Source organism: Nocardioides renjunii (assembly GCF_034661175.1).
GTDB lineage: Bacteria > Actinomycetota > Actinomycetes > Propionibacteriales > Nocardioidaceae > Nocardioides > Nocardioides renjunii.
The window spans coordinates 3,152,035-3,168,168 of sequence record NZ_CP141058.1; the positions used below are offsets into that span (position 1 = coordinate 3,152,035).

The 16,134-nt window shown below is 73.2% G+C and carries 10 protein-coding genes and 1 tRNA gene; 5 read left to right on the plus strand and 6 right to left on the minus strand.

Translation table 11 applies throughout. From position 1 onward, the window contains the following. Positions 1–12: 12 nt before the first annotated feature. The 3 genes from SHK17_RS15035 to SHK17_RS15045 form a co-directional block, all read right to left on the minus strand. Positions 13–1,872, minus strand: a complete 1,860-nt coding sequence (locus tag SHK17_RS15035; protein WP_322919762.1) for a dynamin family protein — start codon at positions 1,870–1,872, stop codon at positions 13–15. Further along, the gene (locus SHK17_RS15040) at positions 1,869–2,987 is read right to left on the minus strand and encodes a PrsW family intramembrane metalloprotease (protein WP_322919763.1); all 1,119 of its coding nucleotides are present in this window, start codon (positions 2,985–2,987) and stop codon (positions 1,869–1,871) included. The genes SHK17_RS15035 and SHK17_RS15040 overlap by 4 nt, the downstream gene beginning before the upstream one ends. Before the next feature lie 87 nt (positions 2,988–3,074). Continuing rightward, positions 3,075–7,988 carry a lamin tail domain-containing protein gene (locus tag SHK17_RS15045; protein WP_322919764.1) on the minus strand — a complete coding sequence of 1,638 codons (4,914 nt, stop codon included), beginning with the start codon at positions 7,986–7,988 and terminating at the stop codon, positions 3,075–3,077. Positions 7,989–8,147: 159 nt separating this feature from the next. On the opposite strand from SHK17_RS15045, the gene SHK17_RS15050 reads away from it, so the two are divergent. Both SHK17_RS15050 and rlmC read left to right on the plus strand, forming a co-directional pair. Then, complete coding sequence (locus SHK17_RS15050; RefSeq protein ID WP_322919765.1) at positions 8,148–9,566, plus strand: aminopeptidase P family protein; 1,419 nt, start codon at positions 8,148–8,150, stop codon at positions 9,564–9,566. Then, positions 9,566–10,681, plus strand: a complete 1,116-nt coding sequence (rlmC, locus tag SHK17_RS15055; protein WP_322919766.1) for a 23S rRNA (uracil(747)-C(5))-methyltransferase RlmC — start codon at positions 9,566–9,568, stop codon at positions 10,679–10,681. The genes SHK17_RS15050 and rlmC overlap by 1 nt, the downstream gene beginning before the upstream one ends. A gap of 18 nt (positions 10,682–10,699) precedes the next feature. Here rlmC and SHK17_RS15060 read toward each other — a convergent pair whose 3' ends face one another. Beyond that, on the minus strand, positions 10,700–11,491 hold the full coding sequence (locus SHK17_RS15060) for an SDR family oxidoreductase (RefSeq protein WP_172265193.1): 792 nt from the start codon (positions 11,489–11,491) through the stop codon (positions 10,700–10,702). 371 nt (positions 11,492–11,862) lie between these two features. Here SHK17_RS15060 and SHK17_RS15065 point away from each other — a divergent pair, with 371 nt between their 5' ends. After that, positions 11,863–13,254 carry a dicarboxylate/amino acid:cation symporter gene (locus SHK17_RS15065; protein WP_322919767.1) on the plus strand — a complete coding sequence of 464 codons (1,392 nt, stop codon included), beginning with the start codon at positions 11,863–11,865 and terminating at the stop codon, positions 13,252–13,254. Positions 13,255–13,303: 49 nt separating this feature from the next. Here the strand turns inward: SHK17_RS15065 and SHK17_RS15070 are convergent, their stop codons facing one another. Next, complete coding sequence (locus tag SHK17_RS15070; protein ID WP_322422813.1) at positions 13,304–14,011, minus strand: alpha/beta fold hydrolase; 708 nt, start codon at positions 14,009–14,011, stop codon at positions 13,304–13,306. Positions 14,012–14,068: 57 nt separating this feature from the next. Between SHK17_RS15070 and SHK17_RS15075 the strand changes: the two genes are divergently transcribed. Further along, a tRNA-Arg gene (locus SHK17_RS15075) sits at positions 14,069–14,145 on the plus strand. Between the two features lie 161 nt (positions 14,146–14,306). Then, entirely contained in the window at positions 14,307–14,624 is a 318-nt protein-coding gene (locus tag SHK17_RS15080; protein WP_322919768.1) for a hypothetical protein, read from the plus strand. Positions 14,625–14,740: 116 nt separating this feature from the next. Here the strand turns inward: SHK17_RS15080 and SHK17_RS15085 are convergent, their stop codons facing one another. Then, a complete protein-coding gene (locus SHK17_RS15085) occupies positions 14,741–16,027 on the minus strand; it encodes an SGNH/GDSL hydrolase family protein (protein ID WP_322919769.1) in 1,287 nt (428 codons plus the stop codon). Positions 16,028–16,134: the final 107 nt, after the last annotated feature.

Here is a 16,134-nt window from a genome sequence, read left to right on the forward strand (position 1 = left end):
CCACCCTCAACCCTAGGGGGCGGTGTCGCCATCGTCCGACACCTGGGGAGGGTCGAGCGCGGGTCGCGCCTCCGGCCCGGTCTGCGGCTCGGTCGGGAGCTCGACCTCCGGCGGGGTCACCGGCTGCGTCGCGGCGTAGCGCAGGTCGTCGACCTTGCGGGCCGCGGCGCGCATCCGCTCGGGCGCCTCCGGGGACACCTCGAGGCTGTCGAGCAGGTCGGTGTAGCGGCGCCGCTCGGCGTCGAGGAGGTCGCTCATCGACGCCTCGAGCCGGACCCGGGCGCGCTCGGCCAGGGACCGCACGGCCTGGTCGCCGAAGACCGCCTCGAGCAGCTTCTGGCCCAGCACCGCCGACCCGCCCGCGATGCCCGCCTCGGCGCCCGTGACGCCGGCGGTGTGGGCGAACACGACGACCATGAGCGCCACCGAGAGCCCGTTGACGCCGAACGCGAGGAACCGTGCCGTCGAGCGCTTCTCCGCACCCTCGGTGCGGACCATCTCCAGCACGTCGTCCTGCCAGTCGCGCACGGCGCGCTCAGCGCGCCGGCGGAAGTCGCGCGAGGCGCGGCCGAGGTCCTCGCCGGCGTCGCGCAGCAGGACCTGGCCGGCGGCGGTGCTGCGCCACGAGGCCTCCGCCCGCTCGGCGGCGGCCTCGGCGTGCTCCAGGATCAGCGTCTCCAGGCCGGACTCCACGGCGACGGTGACCCGCTCGGCCTGCTGGGGCTTGCCCTTGACGGCGTTGACGACCCGGTCGCGGATCCAGCCCACCCGGGTCTCGAGCGAGCGGAGGAGCTCGCCGGTGCCGACGAACTCCTGCCAGCGGGCCAGCACCTCCCCGCGGAGCAGGGTCCCGTCGGCGGAGGCCTCGCCGACGCCCTTGACCGCGCGGTCGTAGGCCTCGTTGGCGTCCTCGCGGAGCCGGCGCACGGAGTCGACCTGCTCGGTGGCCGCGTCCGCCACCGTGTGCGTACGACGGCCCAGCGTGCGGATGGCGCCGTCGAGGGTCTGCTGCACGACGGCTGCTCGCGCCTCCTGGTCGTCGGCGAGGGCCTGCAGCCACTGACGTATCTCGAGCACCGACCCCGACGGCAGCAGCCCCATGTCGGAGACCGGGCCCTCCTCGACGGTGAAGAGCGGCGAGTCCTTGAGCCCGCGGCTGGCGAGCATGCGGGCGAGGTGGGTGGAGATGGTGTCGACGGCCTCGGGAGGCGTGCGGTCGAGGACGATCGCCACGGCGGCCGAGCGCTCGGCGGCCTTGCGCAGGAAGTCCCACGGCACCTGGTCGGCGTAGCGGGCCGCGGAGGTCACGAAGAGCCAGAGGTCGGCGGCGGCGAGCAGCTGCGCGGCGAGGACGCGGTTGCGCTCCTCGACCGAGTCGATGTCGGGCGCGTCGAGGATCGCCAGGCCCGGCGTCATCGCCGTGGACTCGACGAGCTGGAGCGCCTCGGGGTCGTTGGTCTGGCGGGTGACGCGCTCGAGCTCGGGCAGCAGCCGGTCCTGGCCGAACCACTTCGCGTCGTCGGGGTGGTGCACCAGCACCGGGGACCGGGTCGTCGGCCGCAGCACGCCCGGCGTGGTCACGCGCGTGCCGACGAGGGAGTTCACCAGCGTCGACTTGCCGGCGCCGGTCGAGCCGCCGACCACCGCGAGCAGCGGCGCGTCGAGGGTCATCAGGCGCGGGATGACGTAGTCCTCGAGCTGGTCGACCATCTCGGCACGGGCGACGCGCTGCGCCTCGGCACCGGGCAGCTCGAGCGGCAGCCGGGCCTCCTGCAGCGCACCGCGCAGCCGCACCAGCGCGGTCACCATCGCCGTGGCAGCGTCCGGCACACGACGGCCGGCGGCCGCCTGCTCCGCCTCGGGCTCGGTCATCTGGTCGGCACCACCTGTCCGGGGAAGGAGATGTAGGGGCGGATGCGGCGCAGCTCCTCGACGTGCTCCTGGCCGCGCACGGAGAAGTCCTCCGGGGCGGTGCCGCGCAGGTAGCGGTGGTGGAGGTAGCCGAGCTCGATGGCCGCGGCCTGGTAGGCCCGCATGCCTCGCTCGGACTGCTGGCCGCCCTGGGCGCGGGCCCAGCGCCGCGCGTGCCGGCGGGCACGGAGGTCGACCAGCCACGGGATGTCGGTGGCGGGCAGCAGCCCGCGGTCGGCGGCGTCCTGCAGGGCGGTGGTGAGGAGCGGGCGCTCGGAGCGCCGGCGGTAGACCGCGAAGGCGGCGACGCCGAGGAACGCCGGGAACATCAGCAGGCCGTAGACGACGAAGAAGTGGCCGGTGCCCATCAGCGTCGAGGAGTTCCAGGTCCCGTGCAGCAGGGCCGCGACGGCGAAGCCGACGAGGGGGGCGAGCACCCGCAGCCACGTCCGGCGGGAGGCGATCGCGATGCCCACCCCGATGCCGATGAAGGCCGTGAAGAACGGGTGCGCGAAGGGGCTGATCACACCGCGCAGGACGAAGGTGCCGGTGAGCGCCGTGGTGCCGCCCGGGCCGAGGCCGTCGGTGCCGTCGTAGGCGGCCGCGAGGTAGAGGATGTTCTCGGTGAAGGCGAAGCCGATGCCCACCATGCCGGCGTAGACGATGCCGTCGAGGATGCCGTCGAGCTCGTGGCGGCGCCACCACAGCAGCAGGATGAGGAAGGCGCCCTTGGTCGCCTCCTCCGTGAGCGGCGCGAGCACCGCGAGGCTGTCGCGCTCGCTGGCGCCGCCCGCGACGCCGATCCCCTGGAAGACCAGGGCCGCGGCGGTGGCGACGAAGGCGCCCCACAGCAGGCCGGCGACGAGCAGGTTGCGCGGCTCCGGCTCGTAGCGGTCGAGCCACATGAAGCAGCCGACCAGTGGTCCCACCGGGATGGCAGCGAGCAGCGCTGCGAGCGCCAATGACCCCGGCGCTCCCGAGAGGGCGACGACGAGCGCCATCGCGAGGCCACCGAGCAGGACCAGGACGCCCACCACGACGGTGAATGCGACACTGTCGCGGCGACCTCGGTGCATGTGGCGCAGCCTAACGGAGCATGGGCGTGCGCCCCCGGTCGGCGGACCGGGGGCGCACCCCTAGGGCGGTGTGTCGGTGGGCGGGCGTCAGCGGCCGCGGACGACGGCCGTCGGCGCGCTCGTCCGCGTCGCCGTGGCATAGCCCGTCCGGGTTCCGGTCGCGCGCACGGTCACTCGCTCGCCGCGGTGGACCGCGCGCAGGGTGAATCGCTTGCCGGCGCCCGCCCTCCGCCCGTCGACGAACCACGTGAGGCGGAGCCTCGTCCCCCGCGTCCACTCGCCCGCGTCGGCACGGAGGACGCCTCCGACCACCGGCCGGCCGGTGACCCGTGGCCGGTCGGCCTCGAGGCGGCCCGCACGCACGTCGCGCCGCGCGGTGGCTGACGCCGTGGTCGGCGTCAGCCCGGACGCCGCGCCGGTGACCGCGACGCTGATCCGTGCGCCGCGGTGCCGTGCCCGCAGCACGAGGGTCTGCCCCGCCTGCCCGGCGATCGGCTCGCCGTCCGCCAGCCAGGCGTACGACAGCACGGTCCCGGGTGCCCACGTGCCGGGCTCGGCCCGCAGCGTCTCGCCGACCCGCACCCTGCCCGCGACCGACGGCGTCCCGGCGACGACGGCGCCGGGCGCCGGCGTGGGTGTCGCGGTGGTGGTGGGCGTGGGCGACGTGGTGGGCGACGTGGTGGGAGTCGGCGTCGGCGTCGTGGACTCCCCGGCTGCCGTGAAGGTGTGCACGACGGAGTGGTCGACGGCGCCGTGGGGGTCGGAGGTGCGGACGTACCAGCCGTGCTCGCCCGGCTCGACGGCCCACGCTGCCGACAGCGCGGTGCCGCTGGCGACTCCGGTGAACGACGCGATGGTCTCGGTCGTGAGGATGTCCAGGCTGATCTCGTCGGTCGCGAGCTCCTTGACCCGCGCCGTCATGCCGGAGGCGGCGTAGGGGATCTCGAACTCCTGGTGCACCTGCTCCAGCGACGGGTCGTCGGAGTCGAAGTCGTCGAGCGACGGCGAGTAGGTGCGGACGACGATCCTGCCGCCGGCGTTGTCGAAGTGCAGCAGGCGCAGGTAGCCCAGGCCGCCCTCGGGCAGGCCCTGGTAGTCGAACAGCATCGAGTAGACCGTGCGGTCCGCGACGCCGTCGCCGTCGTCGTCCATCTCGTCGGTGCGGGTGTAGGCGTCGTGGTAGTGCCCCGACCCGACGGCGATCACGTTGGCGTTGGGTCGGACGACCTCGTCCATGATCCGCTGCGGGATCGGGCCGAGCCCGCCGGTGGTGAGCATGAACTCGTGCAGGTTGATGATGACCTTGCGCTCGGGGTGCTCCTCGATGACCCGGTTCATCCAGGCGATCTGCTGGTCCCCCGCTCCCCAGCCCATCGACACGACCATCAGGTCGATGCCGTCGGCGCTGACGAGGTCGTAGTGCCCGCGGTTGTCCTGGTGCGAGCCGCCGTACCAGGGGTTGGCGGCGTAGCGCTGCTCACCGAACCACCGGCCGTAGGCGCCGTAGTCGTTGCGGTGGTGGCCGACGTCGTGGTTGCCCGCGAGCACCCCGTAGGGGATCCGCGCCTCGTCGAGATCGCGGTAGGCGACGTCGGCGCGCTGCCACTGGGCCGGCTGGTCCCAGTCGTTGACGATGTCGCCGGTGTGCATGAGGTACTGCAGGTCGAGGTTCGAGCGCTGCGCCACGAGGAAGTCGTGGATGGCGCGCTGGTGGCGGTAGAAGTCCGGGTTCTGGTTGTAGTACTGCGTGTCGGACTCCCAGGCGACGGTGAAGTCGTACTGGTCGCGGGGTGTGACGCCCTTGCCGGAGTACGGCGGCACCTGGCTGCCGCGGGTGCTCTGGCCCGGGGTCGTGAAGCCCTCGGAGTGCTGCACCAGGACGGTGATCCTCCCGTCCTCCACGTGGTCCTTCGCCGGCACCAGCGCGTCGAGGTCGAAGTCGGTGGGGGCACCACCGGTGGTGAGGTGCTCGTCGACCTCCACCCACGCGTCGGCGGTCACGTCGAGGACGTGCAGTCCCACGCGCGCCTCGGCGTTGGCCGACCCCGACCAGTGGACCCGGGCGGTGAAGTCGCCGCCGGCGCCCTCGGGCACCTCGAGGGTGAAGAGCTGGTAGGGGAACAGGCTCTCGGAGGTGGTGCTGGCGGTGAGGCCGTCGTTGGTCGCGACCGCCTCCAGCTCCTCGGCGGTGAGCAGCACGGCGCCCTCGCGCGTGACCCGTCCGGCGTCGTACGCCGTCCCGGCGCTCGCCGTGACGGCCTCGTCACCGGGCTCGAAGTGGAACCCGCGCCGCAGCTCGACGTCGAGGACGTCGCCCTCGGGGTCGCTCGGGGTGGCCTCGAGGGCCACCTCACCGGACGGCACCTCGGCACCGTCGGCGGGTGCGTCCAGCGATGCCGACGGCTGCTCCTCGGGCGTGGCGAAGGCGATCTCCCGGGTGCGGCTGTTGCCCAGCGCGTCGACGGCGGTCAGCACCAGCCGGTGCTCACCCGCCTCGAGGTCCACCGAGGAGGTGCGGTGCGGCAGGGTGACCTCCTCGCCGTCGAGGGTCGCGGTCAGTGCCTCGACCCCGGAACCGGCGTCGGTGGCCTGCGCGTCGACGTCGAACGAGCCTCGCATCTTCGCGCCCGGCTCGATCGACGAGGTGATCTGCGGCGCCGTGTTGTCGACGACGAGCGTGCGGGTCGCCGACTGCCCGCCGGCGGTCGCGGTGACGGCGTGCTGCCCGTCGGCGACGGCGGTCGTGTCCCACTGGTGCAGCAGTGAGTCGAAGGCGTCGTCGGGGACCTCGAAGGTCGCCAGGAAGTAGACGAGGCTGGCGTCGGCGAAGCCGATGCGGGCGTCGGGGGCGGGGCAGGCGCGGGTCGTCGGCTCCTGGCCCTCGGCGGCGCTCGCACACGTGACGGGGCGCAGCACCCGGCCGTCGGGCAGGGCGAGGCGGGGGTCGATGGCGGCGAAGTCGTCGTTGTTCTCGTTGGGGTCAGGCTGGGGCCACGCCTTGGTGCCCGCGTAGATCCCGAGCGTGACGCGCTGGCCGCGCACCACCTTCTCCAGCGGCACGGCGGCCGACACGGTCTCGGTCCGCTCGTAGAAGCCCTCGTCGAAGACGGTGAGCACCTCGTCGCCGATCTTCACGCCGTTGCGGAAGAACGCGTCGGTGTTGGTGGCCTCGAAGGCGAAGCGCGGCGAGGCCTCCAGCGACGGCACGGCGGCGCCGACCTGCTGGCCGTCGACCGCCAGGGTGAGACCGGCGGGGTCGCCGTCGGTGGTCGCCGTGAGGGGGCTTGTGCCGCGGACGAAGTCACCGTCGGCGTGGTTGAGCCGGACGGGCGGACGCGGTCCCCCGGTGAGGTCGATGCGCACCGGGCCGAGGGTCGTGGTGTGGGTGCCGTCCGACACCTCGAGGGTGTAGTCGACCCACTGCTTGCCGTAGAGGTCGACCGCCGGGACGGTGTAGACGAAGCGGTCGGGCGACTCGAAGCGCAGCGACCGGGTGACCGGGTCACCGACGTCCGTGGTGAGGGTCAGCTCCGCGGTGCGGACCTGGTGGTCGTCGAGGACGTCGAAGCCGAGGGTGAGGTCCTCGGTCTCCGGCAGCAGCGGGCCGCCGGTGAGGTCGTCGATCGTGGGCGCGGTGTCGGCGGTCGGGGTGCGCACGAGCCCGGCGGGCACCTGACGCGGGTGTGTGTAGCCCGGCGTGGGCACGGCGAGCTCGGTCATCGTCTGCACCGTGCCGTTCCTCGGCTCCGGCACCCACAGGTGGTCCGTCGACGGCGCGGGGTTCCAGGCGTACTGGATGGCGGTGGTCGGCGTCGTCTGCGCGTCGGTGAAGTAGTAGGTCGTGCTCACGTCGAGGCCGGTGTTGGTCATCACCTGGATGCCGCGCAGGCCCCCGTTGGCCATGCCCGCGGACCGTACGTCGACGAGGTCCTCGCCGGCGGTCAGGTCCGCGCCGAACGCGGCGTTGAAGTCGGCGGCGGTGAGCGCGTCGTTGGCGCCGTTGCGGACCCAGAGCACCAGCGTCCGGCCCGGGTCGATGACCGCGTCGCGCGGCACCGCGGGCCACAGCGCCTGGTTGGTGGTGACCGCGTTGGCGTCGATGTAGAGGTAGTTGAGGGTGAAGTCGCGGAAGCTCACCGGGGCGTCGGAGGCGTTGTAGACCTCGACGAACTCGTAGGCGTCGCCGCCGTTGGCGTTCGCGGTGTCGGGGGCCACCTCGGTGACCTGGAGGATCGGCGCCTCGAGGTCGGGGTCGGTGGGCGGCGCCGGGGGCTGGGTCGGCACGCCCGGGTCGGTCGGCGGGTCGGTGGGCGGGTCGGTGGGGGTGGGCGCGCCCAGCTGCTCGTCGCGCACGGCGCCCGGGTTGGGCGCCTGCTGCGTGGCGAGCACACGGTGGACGGCGGTGCCGTCGGTGGGGGCGACGTACTCCACCGTCTTGTCGACGGCCTTGTCGGTGGCAGTCCAGCTGACCTGCGCCACGTCGGTGGTCGTGCCGGCGTCGGTGCGCCGGATCCACAGGGTGCTGCCGCTGTTGTTGAGCCCGTTCTGGCCGGAGAGGACGGCGAGGTCGTACGAGCCGGTCCAGCCGAGGCCGGTGTAGAAGGTGCGGAAGTCCTGCTTGGTGAGGGCCGCGGTGCCCGAGTGCCCGCTGTTGCGCGGCCACAGCACGAGCGTGCCGTTGGCGGGGACGGTCGTCGCCGGGTCGTGCGTGAGCGTCTTCTGGGTCGACCCGCTGAGGTAGACGACCGAGTAGCCGGCGTCGGCCAGGTTGATCGCGGCGTCGGTGGTGTTGCGCACCTCGACGAACTCGAACGCGTCGACCGACGTCCCGTCGGCGGCCGGTCGGTTGCTCGAGTCGACGTTGATCTCGGTCACCACGAGCGCCGGTCGCCCGGCCGCGGCGTGGGCGGGCAGCGCGGTGACGGCGAGCGCGCCGGCGGCGAGGGCGAGGGAGGTGGCGAGGCACTGGAAGGAGGTCAGGAGCGACCTGGCAGACGGCATGGGCGTCACCCCACAGGGAGGCGGTGAATCGATGCGGTACGCCGGGTGAACGCGGCGGCTCGGCCAGTTGTCGGGACGGTCGCACGGCAGGTCCCGCGCGGGCCCGGCCGGCGCTTCCTCGTGTGTCGGGCCGCCGCGCGAGCGTCGTACAGTGACCGGGTGAGCGAGCCCACCGCAACCCCCGCAGACCCCGCCGTCGACGTCACCGTCGAGACGACCCCCGAGGGCGCCGAGCAGCCCCGGACGGAGTCGCACGACCCGGCGGTGCCCGCGGCCTACGCCGCCTTCATGCGCGAGGGATGGGGCGACCGGACCCTCGAGGTCCCGCGGCACCCCGTCGCCGAGCGCGCCGCCGAGCGCCGCGCCAGGCTGTCCGAGGCGTTCCCCGACGACCGGCTGGTCCTGCCCGCCGGGACCTACAAGGTGCGCTCCAACGACACCGACTACCGGTTCCGCCCGGACACCGCGCACACCTACTTCTCCGGCAACCAGACCTCCGACGCGGTGCTGGTGATCGAGGACGGCCAGTCGGTGCTCTACGCCCGGCCGCGCTCCGAGCGTGACACCGACGAGTTCTTCCGCGACCGGCAGTACGGCGAGCTGTGGGCGGGCCGCCGCCCGTCGGCGCAGGAGATCTCCGACTCGCTCGGCATCGAGGTGCGCCACGTCAAGGACCTGCCGTCCTTCGACGACGACCGCAAGGTCCGCGACCTGACCACGGACGAGGACCTGGCCCGCGTCGCCGACGAGCTGCGCCTGGTCAAGGACGAGTGGGAGGTCGGCGAGCTGCAGGAGGCGTGCGACATCACCGCGCTGGGCTTCGAGGACTCGGTCCGCGACTGGGACCGCGTGCTCGAGTTCGGCGAGCGGTGGATCGAGGGCACCTTCTTCCGCCGCGCCCGCGCGATGGGCAACGACATCGGCTACGACTCGATCTGCGCCGGCGGATCACACGCCACGACGCTGCACTGGATCGACAACACCGGCTCCATCGAGCCCGGGAAGCTGGTGCTGCTCGACATGGGCGTCGAGGGCCACAACCTCTACACCGCCGACGTCACGCGCACGATCCCCGTCGACGGCACCTTCACCCCGCTCCAGCGCGAGCTCTACGACCTGGTGCAGCAGGCGCAGCAGGCCGGCATCGACGCCGTACGACCGGGCGTGCCGTTCCTGGCGGCGCACCACGCCGCGATGGACGTGCTCGCCCACGGCCTCGAGGGCATGGGACTGCTGCCGGTGTCCGCCGAGGAGGCCCTCGCCCCCGAGTCGAAGGTCTACGCGCGCTGGACGCTGCACGGCACCTCGCACATGCTCGGCATGGACGTCCACGACTGCGGCCGCTCCTCGGCCGACATCTACCCCAAGGGCGACCTCGCCGAGGGCATGGTGCTCACCGTCGAGCCGGGCCTCTACTTCCAGGAGGACGACCTGCTGGTGCCCGAGGAGCTGCGCGGCATCGGCATCCGCATCGAGGACGACATCCTCGTGACCGCCGACGGCAACCGGAACCTGTCGGCCTCCCTCCCCCGCACGTCCGCCGACGTCGAGGAGTGGATGGGCCGGCTCCGCGGCTAGTGGACTGCCACCACTACGACGCGTTCCGCTGCCGCTCCTGCACGCTGCTCGAGCTGCCGCGGGCACGTCAGCTCTCCGACAAGGAGCTGCACGCGCGGTCCCTGGTCGACGCACCGGTCTGGCTGCCGACCGTGGCGGGGCCGGAGGCGGGCTTCCGCAACAAGGCCAAGATGGCGGTCGGTGGCAGCGTCGAGGTCCCGACCCTCGGGATCCTGGACCGCGACCTCCGGGGCGTCGACCTGCGTGACTGCGGCCTGCACTCGGCGGGCCTGACGTCGGCCCTCGACCGCATCGCCGCGTGGATCGCGGCCGCCGGCCTCACGCCGTACGACGTCGCGACCCGCACCGGCGAGCTCAAGCACGTCCTGCTGACCGAGTCGCCCGACGGCGAGCTGATGCTGCGGCTGGTGGTGCGCTCGACCGCCCTCGAGGCGCGGATCCGCTCCCGCCTGCCCGCGCTGCTGGAGGCGGTGCCCGCGCTGCGGGTGGTGACGATCAACGTGCAGCCCGAGCACAAGGCGGTGCTCGAGGGCGAGCGGGAGGTCGTCCTCACCGGGAAGGCGACGCTGCCGATGCGGCTGTCCACGGGAGTGACGCTGCGGCTCGGACCGCGCTCCTTCTTCCAGACCAACACCCCGGTCGCCGAGGCGCTCTACGAGCAGGCGCGCGCATGGGTGGACGGACTGCCGGGCGTGCGCGCGGTGTGGGACCTCTACTGCGGTGTCGGCGGCTTCGCGCTGCACCTGGCATCGCCGGGTCGTGAGGTGCTCGGCGTCGAGGTGTCGGCCGACGCCGTCGCCGCCGCCACCGCGACGGCGGCCGAGCTGGACGTGGCCGCCGAGTTCGTCGCCGCCGACGCGACGGCGTACGCGCTGGCCTCGCGCGCCTCCCCCGACCTCGTGGTCGTCAACCCGCCGCGGCGGGGCATCGGCACCGACCTGGCCGGCTGGCTCGAGGGCTCGGCGACGCGCCACGTCGTCTACTCGTCGTGCAACGCCGAGTCGCTCGCCCGCGACCTGGCGGCCATGCCCTCGCTGCGCCCGGTCGAGGCGCGGGTGCTCGACATGTTCCCGCACACCGGCCACTACGAGGTGCTCGTGCTGCTGGAGCGCTGACGCGCCGGGTCTTGCGCCTCAGATCTCGCGCCACCCGGTGGCCGTGTCGTGCCCGTGCGCGGCCATCAGGCTGAGGCCGCCGTCGACGGTGTAGGAGGACCCGGTGACGTACGCCGACCGCGGCGAGGCGAGGAAGCCGATGACCGAGGCCACCTCGGCGACGTGCCCCGGGCGTCCGACCGGGTTGCCCGGCCGCTCCTGGTGGTAGGCCTCGGACTCGTCCTGGCCGGTCATCGGGGTCGAGATCTCGCCCGGCGCCACTGCGTTGACGGTGATGCCGTGCTCGGCGAGCTCCAGGGCCAGCACCTTGGTGAACATGCCCAGCCCGGCCTTGGCGGAGCAGTAGGCGGCGGCACCCAGTCGCGGCAGGTGCTCGTGCACGCTGGTGACGTTGATGATCCGGCCGCCGTCGCCCTGCTGCACCATCCGTCGGGCCGCGTGCTGCGAGCAGAGGAAGGGTCCGTCGAGGTCGGTGGCCAGGACCCGGCGCCAGGTGTCGAGGTCCAGGTCGAGCACCCGGTCGGAGTGGCCGGTCCCGGCGACGTTGACCAGCACGCCGAGGCCGCCCAGCTGGCCGGCCAGCCGGTCGACGACCGCGCCGGCGTCCGGGGAGGAGGCGTCGAACGGCTCGACGAAGCTGCGCTGCCCGCGCCGCTCGACCTCCACGGCGGTCCTTCGGATGCCCTCCTCGTCGCTGTGGAAGGTCAGTCCGACGTCGAAGCCCTCGCTCGCCAGCAGGGTCGCCGTCGCCTGGCCGATGCCCGAGTCGCTGCCGGTGACGATGGCCAGCCGGGGGTGGTGGTTGCTCATGCCGGTGGCGTACCCGCTGGGCGCGGGCGCATGCGGACGTCGTGCGCCCGTCAGCCCCGCACCGGCACCCGAGGACGTGCTCGGCACCCTGGCGGCCGGCGGGCCCGCTGTGACGCGACGCACGGAATCCGGTGCCGGGGGGTCAGGTTGTGCCTGACGTGCGAGCCGCCACGACCACACCGACGAGCGTCGGAGACCTCCTGACGCAGCGTCGCGCCGTCGACCTCGCCCGCACCCAGAGCGCGCTCTGTCGCCTCCGACGCATCGCCTGATCCCTCGGTCCGTCCCGGGTCCTCCCCGGTCTCCCCGATCCGCTTGCGTCCCCGGCACCCGCTCGTCGCGGTGCCGTTGCGAAAGGTTATCTTTCCAGTATGAATACTTTTGTTAAGGAGCAGGCGAAGCACACCCGCTTCAAGCTCCCCTCGTTCGGCGTGCAGGTCCTGATCGGACTCGTGCTCGGCGTGGTCCTCGGCCTGGTCGCCCGCAGCATGGGCGCCGACGGCGTCGACGCGACCACGGGCGAGGTCGACCCCAACTGGCTCACGGAGACCCTGAGCACCGTCGGCGGCACGTTCGTCACGCTGCTGCGCGCGGTCGTCCCGCCGCTGGTGTTCCTCGCGATCGTCGCCTCCATCGCCAACCTGCGCGACGTCACCGGTGCCGCCCGGCTGGCATGGAAGACCCTCGCCTGGTTCGCCATCACGGCCCTGATCGCGGTGTCCATCGGCATCACGCTCGGCCTGGTCCTGCAGCCCGGCGACCACACCAGCGTGACCTCCGACGGGGCCACCGCGCCCGGCACGACGGGCTCGTGGCTGGACTTCCTCACGGGTCTCGTCCCGGCCAACGTGCTCGGCCTCGAGGGCTCCGCCGCCGAGGACGGCAGCGTGTCGATGTCCTTCAACGTGCTGCAGATCCTCGTCGTCGCGATCGCCATCGGCATCGCCACGCTCAAGGTCGGCGAGGCTGCCGAGCCGTTCCTCGGCTTCGTCCGCTCGGCGCTCGCCGTCGTGCAGAAGGTACTGTGGTGGATCATCCTGCTGGCCCCGATCGCCACGATCGGCCTGCTCGGCAACGCCGTGGCCAGCTACGGCTGGGACGCGCTCGGCTCGCTCGGCACCTTCACGATCGCCATCTACGCCGGCCTGCTGATCGTCCTCCTGGGCGTCTACCCCGCTCTGCTCCGCCTCAACGGCCTCTCGGTGAAGCAGTTCTTTTCCGGCGCCTGGCCCGCGATCTCGCTGGCCTTCGTGTCCCGCTCGTCGGTCGGCACCATGCCGGTCACCGAGTCCGTGACCGAGCGCAACCTCGGCGTCCCGCGCGCGTACGCCTCCTTCGCGGTGCCCCTCGGCGCCACCACCAAGATGGACGGCTGCGCCTCGATCTACCCCGCGATCTCGGCGATCTTCGTCGCGCAGTTCTTCGGCCTGGACCTGTCGGTCACCGACTACCTGCTGATCGCGTTCGTCTCGGTCATCGGCTCGGCGGCCACGGCCGGCGTCACCGGCGCGACCGTGATGCTGACGCTGACCCTGTCGACGCTGGGCCTGCCGCTCGAGGGCGTCGGCCTCCTGCTCGCGATCGACCCGATCCTCGACATGGGCCGCACCGCCGTCAACGTCGCCGGCCAGGCGCTCGTGCCGACCATCGTGGCCAAGCGCGAGGGCATCATCGACCAGGAGGTGTACGACGCCCCGCGCGCCCGCACGGCCTGGCGCGAGGAGACCACCGTCGACCCCGACCCGGTGCCCGTCTCGGCCTGAGGTCGGACGCAGGACGTGTGACGATCCGGTTGCCCCGGCGACCGGATCGTCACACGTCCTCGGCGAAGCCCAGCACCGCCTCGGCGAAGGCCTCCGGCTGGTCGAGGTTCGCCAGGTGCGAGGCCGCCGGGACCGTGGCCACCCGGGCGTCCGGCAGCACGCGCAGGACGCTGCGGACCCCCAGCCGGAACTGGTCCCACCGCCCGTTGAGCACCAGCACCGGGCACGCCAGCCCCCGCAGCATCGCTGGGCGGCACTCGTCCATGACGGCACGCCATGCGGCCGGGGTCGGCGTGAAGTAGTAGCCGTCGGCGATCACCGGCTCGATGAGCTCTGCAGGATAGAGCCGGCGCAGGACGCGGTTGTTGACCCGCGTCATCCGCTCCGGGCCGATCCGCTCCGTGAGCGCCGCGACGCCGCGGTAGACCGCAGCACCCGGGCCCGTGGGCGTCGCGCTGCACCCGGCGAGCACCAGGCCGTCGAGTCGAGGGCCGCGCTCGGCGGCGTACGCCATGGCGACGAAGCCGCCTAGGGAGTGCCCGACGAGGACGACCGGCGCACCCGCCGGCGCTGCGTCGACCGCCTCGTCGATCACCTCGACGCACCGCGCGAGCGTGAACGCCTCGTCGACCAGGCGGCCGTGGCCGGGCAGGTCGACCAGGCCCACGGTCGCCCTGCCCGCGAGGAGCGGGAGCTGCGGGAGCCACTGCGAGCTGGCGAGGCGGGAGCCGTGGACGAGGACCAGGTGCGGACGCACGGGTCGAGGATGCCACCTCCCGACGCCTCCGCGGCGGCTGGGATACTGACGCCGCCAGCCCCCGTAGCTCAGCTGGATAGAGCGGCGGCCTTCTAATCCGCGGGTCACAGGTTCGAATCCTGTCGGGGGCGCCATGCTGACCTGTGCACGACCTTGCGCAAAACGGGGACTGGTCCAGACCAGATGACCTAGCGTGGGCGAGCCGGAACCGGACGCACCGCTCCTCGACGAGTCGTCGCCGCCACGGCCTGATACCGCGCCACCAGGCCGGTGCCCCCGACAGGAGAAGAAGCACATGAAGCGCATCGCATGTTCCACCGCAGCCCTGGCCCTGGCAGCCGTCGCCCTGGTCGGCACCGCCGGCCCCAGCGCTGCCTCCGCCCAGCACTGCGACGACCGCACCAGCGCGGACAAGGTGGAGCTCGACCACCAGACCACCAGCGTCTACGTCGGTGCCCACGCGACGGTCTGCTACAAGGCCGGGACGCGTGTCATGACGACGACCGTCGGTGAGGACGGGATCCTCACGTCGACGCTCCTCAACGGCAAGGGCGCCCCGAAGGGGATCAGCTACTACGTCGTCGTGCCTGACTTCCCGACGTCCCCCGAGTGAGTCTCCGGGTCGGCCCGGCTCTCAGGAGTCGGGCCGTCCACGGCTTGTGAGCCCTGACGAGCCGGCCTCGAGCGCACGTCTCGTCCGCGGTCACGGGTTCGGATCCCGTCGGGGCGTCACGCCCCCCGCGGGACGAGCTGGGACCGGACGCGGACCTTGGCCCACGACGACGCGCCGCCGCGGCCCATCGCCCGGACCTTGCAGACGGTGGCGGTGCCGCGGACGACGGCCGCGGTCGTGGTGACGACGGCCGTCCTGCGGCCGCACCGGGCGACGTACTGCTCGGCTCCGGCGACCGACCGCCAGCTGACCCGGATGGTGCGACCGTGGCGGATCGCCCTGACCTTGCGCGGGGCGGCCGGAGCGGCCGGCACAGCGGCCGGCACAGCGGCCGGCACGGGCTCGGGGGTGCCCGTCGTGGCAGGCGCCGGGGTGGGCGCGGGCGCCGGCGGTGTGGTCGGCGGCATCGGGCCGGGTGCGGGGACCGGCGTCGGGGCGGGCGTCGGGCTGGGGGTCGGCTCGGGCTCCGTCGTGGGCGTCGGCTCGGGCTCCGGCTCGGGCTCCGGCTCGGGCTCGGGCGTCGGCTCCGGCTCCGGCTCCGGCTCGGGCGTCGTTCCGGCCAGCACGGCGTCGGCGATCCGGCGGGCCAGGAGCGCGTGTCCGGTGTCCGAGGGGTGCAGACCGTCGGCGTCGTGGATCAGGTCGCGGGGGTCCGCGCCGTGGTGGTCGGCCGACTCGTACTCCTCGGAGACGTCGACCACGGCCACGTTGTCCCGGGCCGCGGCGACCCGGTCCAGGGCCTCGCCGTAGGTCCGCCACGTCGCGGCGGTGACGTCCGGGCGTCGGTAGGTGTGGACGAGCAGGTGGCTCGTGGGCCGGCTGGTGGAGGCGTCGAGGCGGTCGATCTTCTCGCCGATGTTGGTCTCGTACTCGTCGACGGGCACGGCGAACGGCTCGTAGGTCACCGAGTCGTTGGACCCGACCATGTGGACGACGAGCGACGGGCGCTCCCACAGGATCCAGGGCCGGTTGACGTCGCCGACGTAGTTCTCGCTGGTGGAGCCACCGGGCGCCGAGACGTAGCCGTGCACGCCGGGCGAGGTGTTCCTGGCGGGATAGGAGCCGGCGACGTGGGTGACGGGCTCCGGGTCGCCGCGCAGCTCGGCGATCACGAGGTCGGTGTAGCGCTTGTCCGGCGTGCTGGCCCCGACGCCGTACGTGGTCGATGAGCCCAGCCAGACGACGTTCGCCTGTGCGGTCCCGGCCGAGTCGTACGCGGCGTGCCACGCGGCGAGGGGGTCGGCAAGGGGGTCTGGGAGGGGGTCGGCGACGGACTGCGCGCCGGCGGGCGCGGGAACGACGGCCACCAACGCGGCAGCGACGAGCGTGACCAGCTTGTTCATGTTCCCCCGAAGACGTCGTACCGATCGTAGGTGGTGGACGGCCGCGCCGGGCACCTTCCCGGGAACCCGCGACCCCAGCGCCACGCCCGCTCCCCGGTGCGCCGACA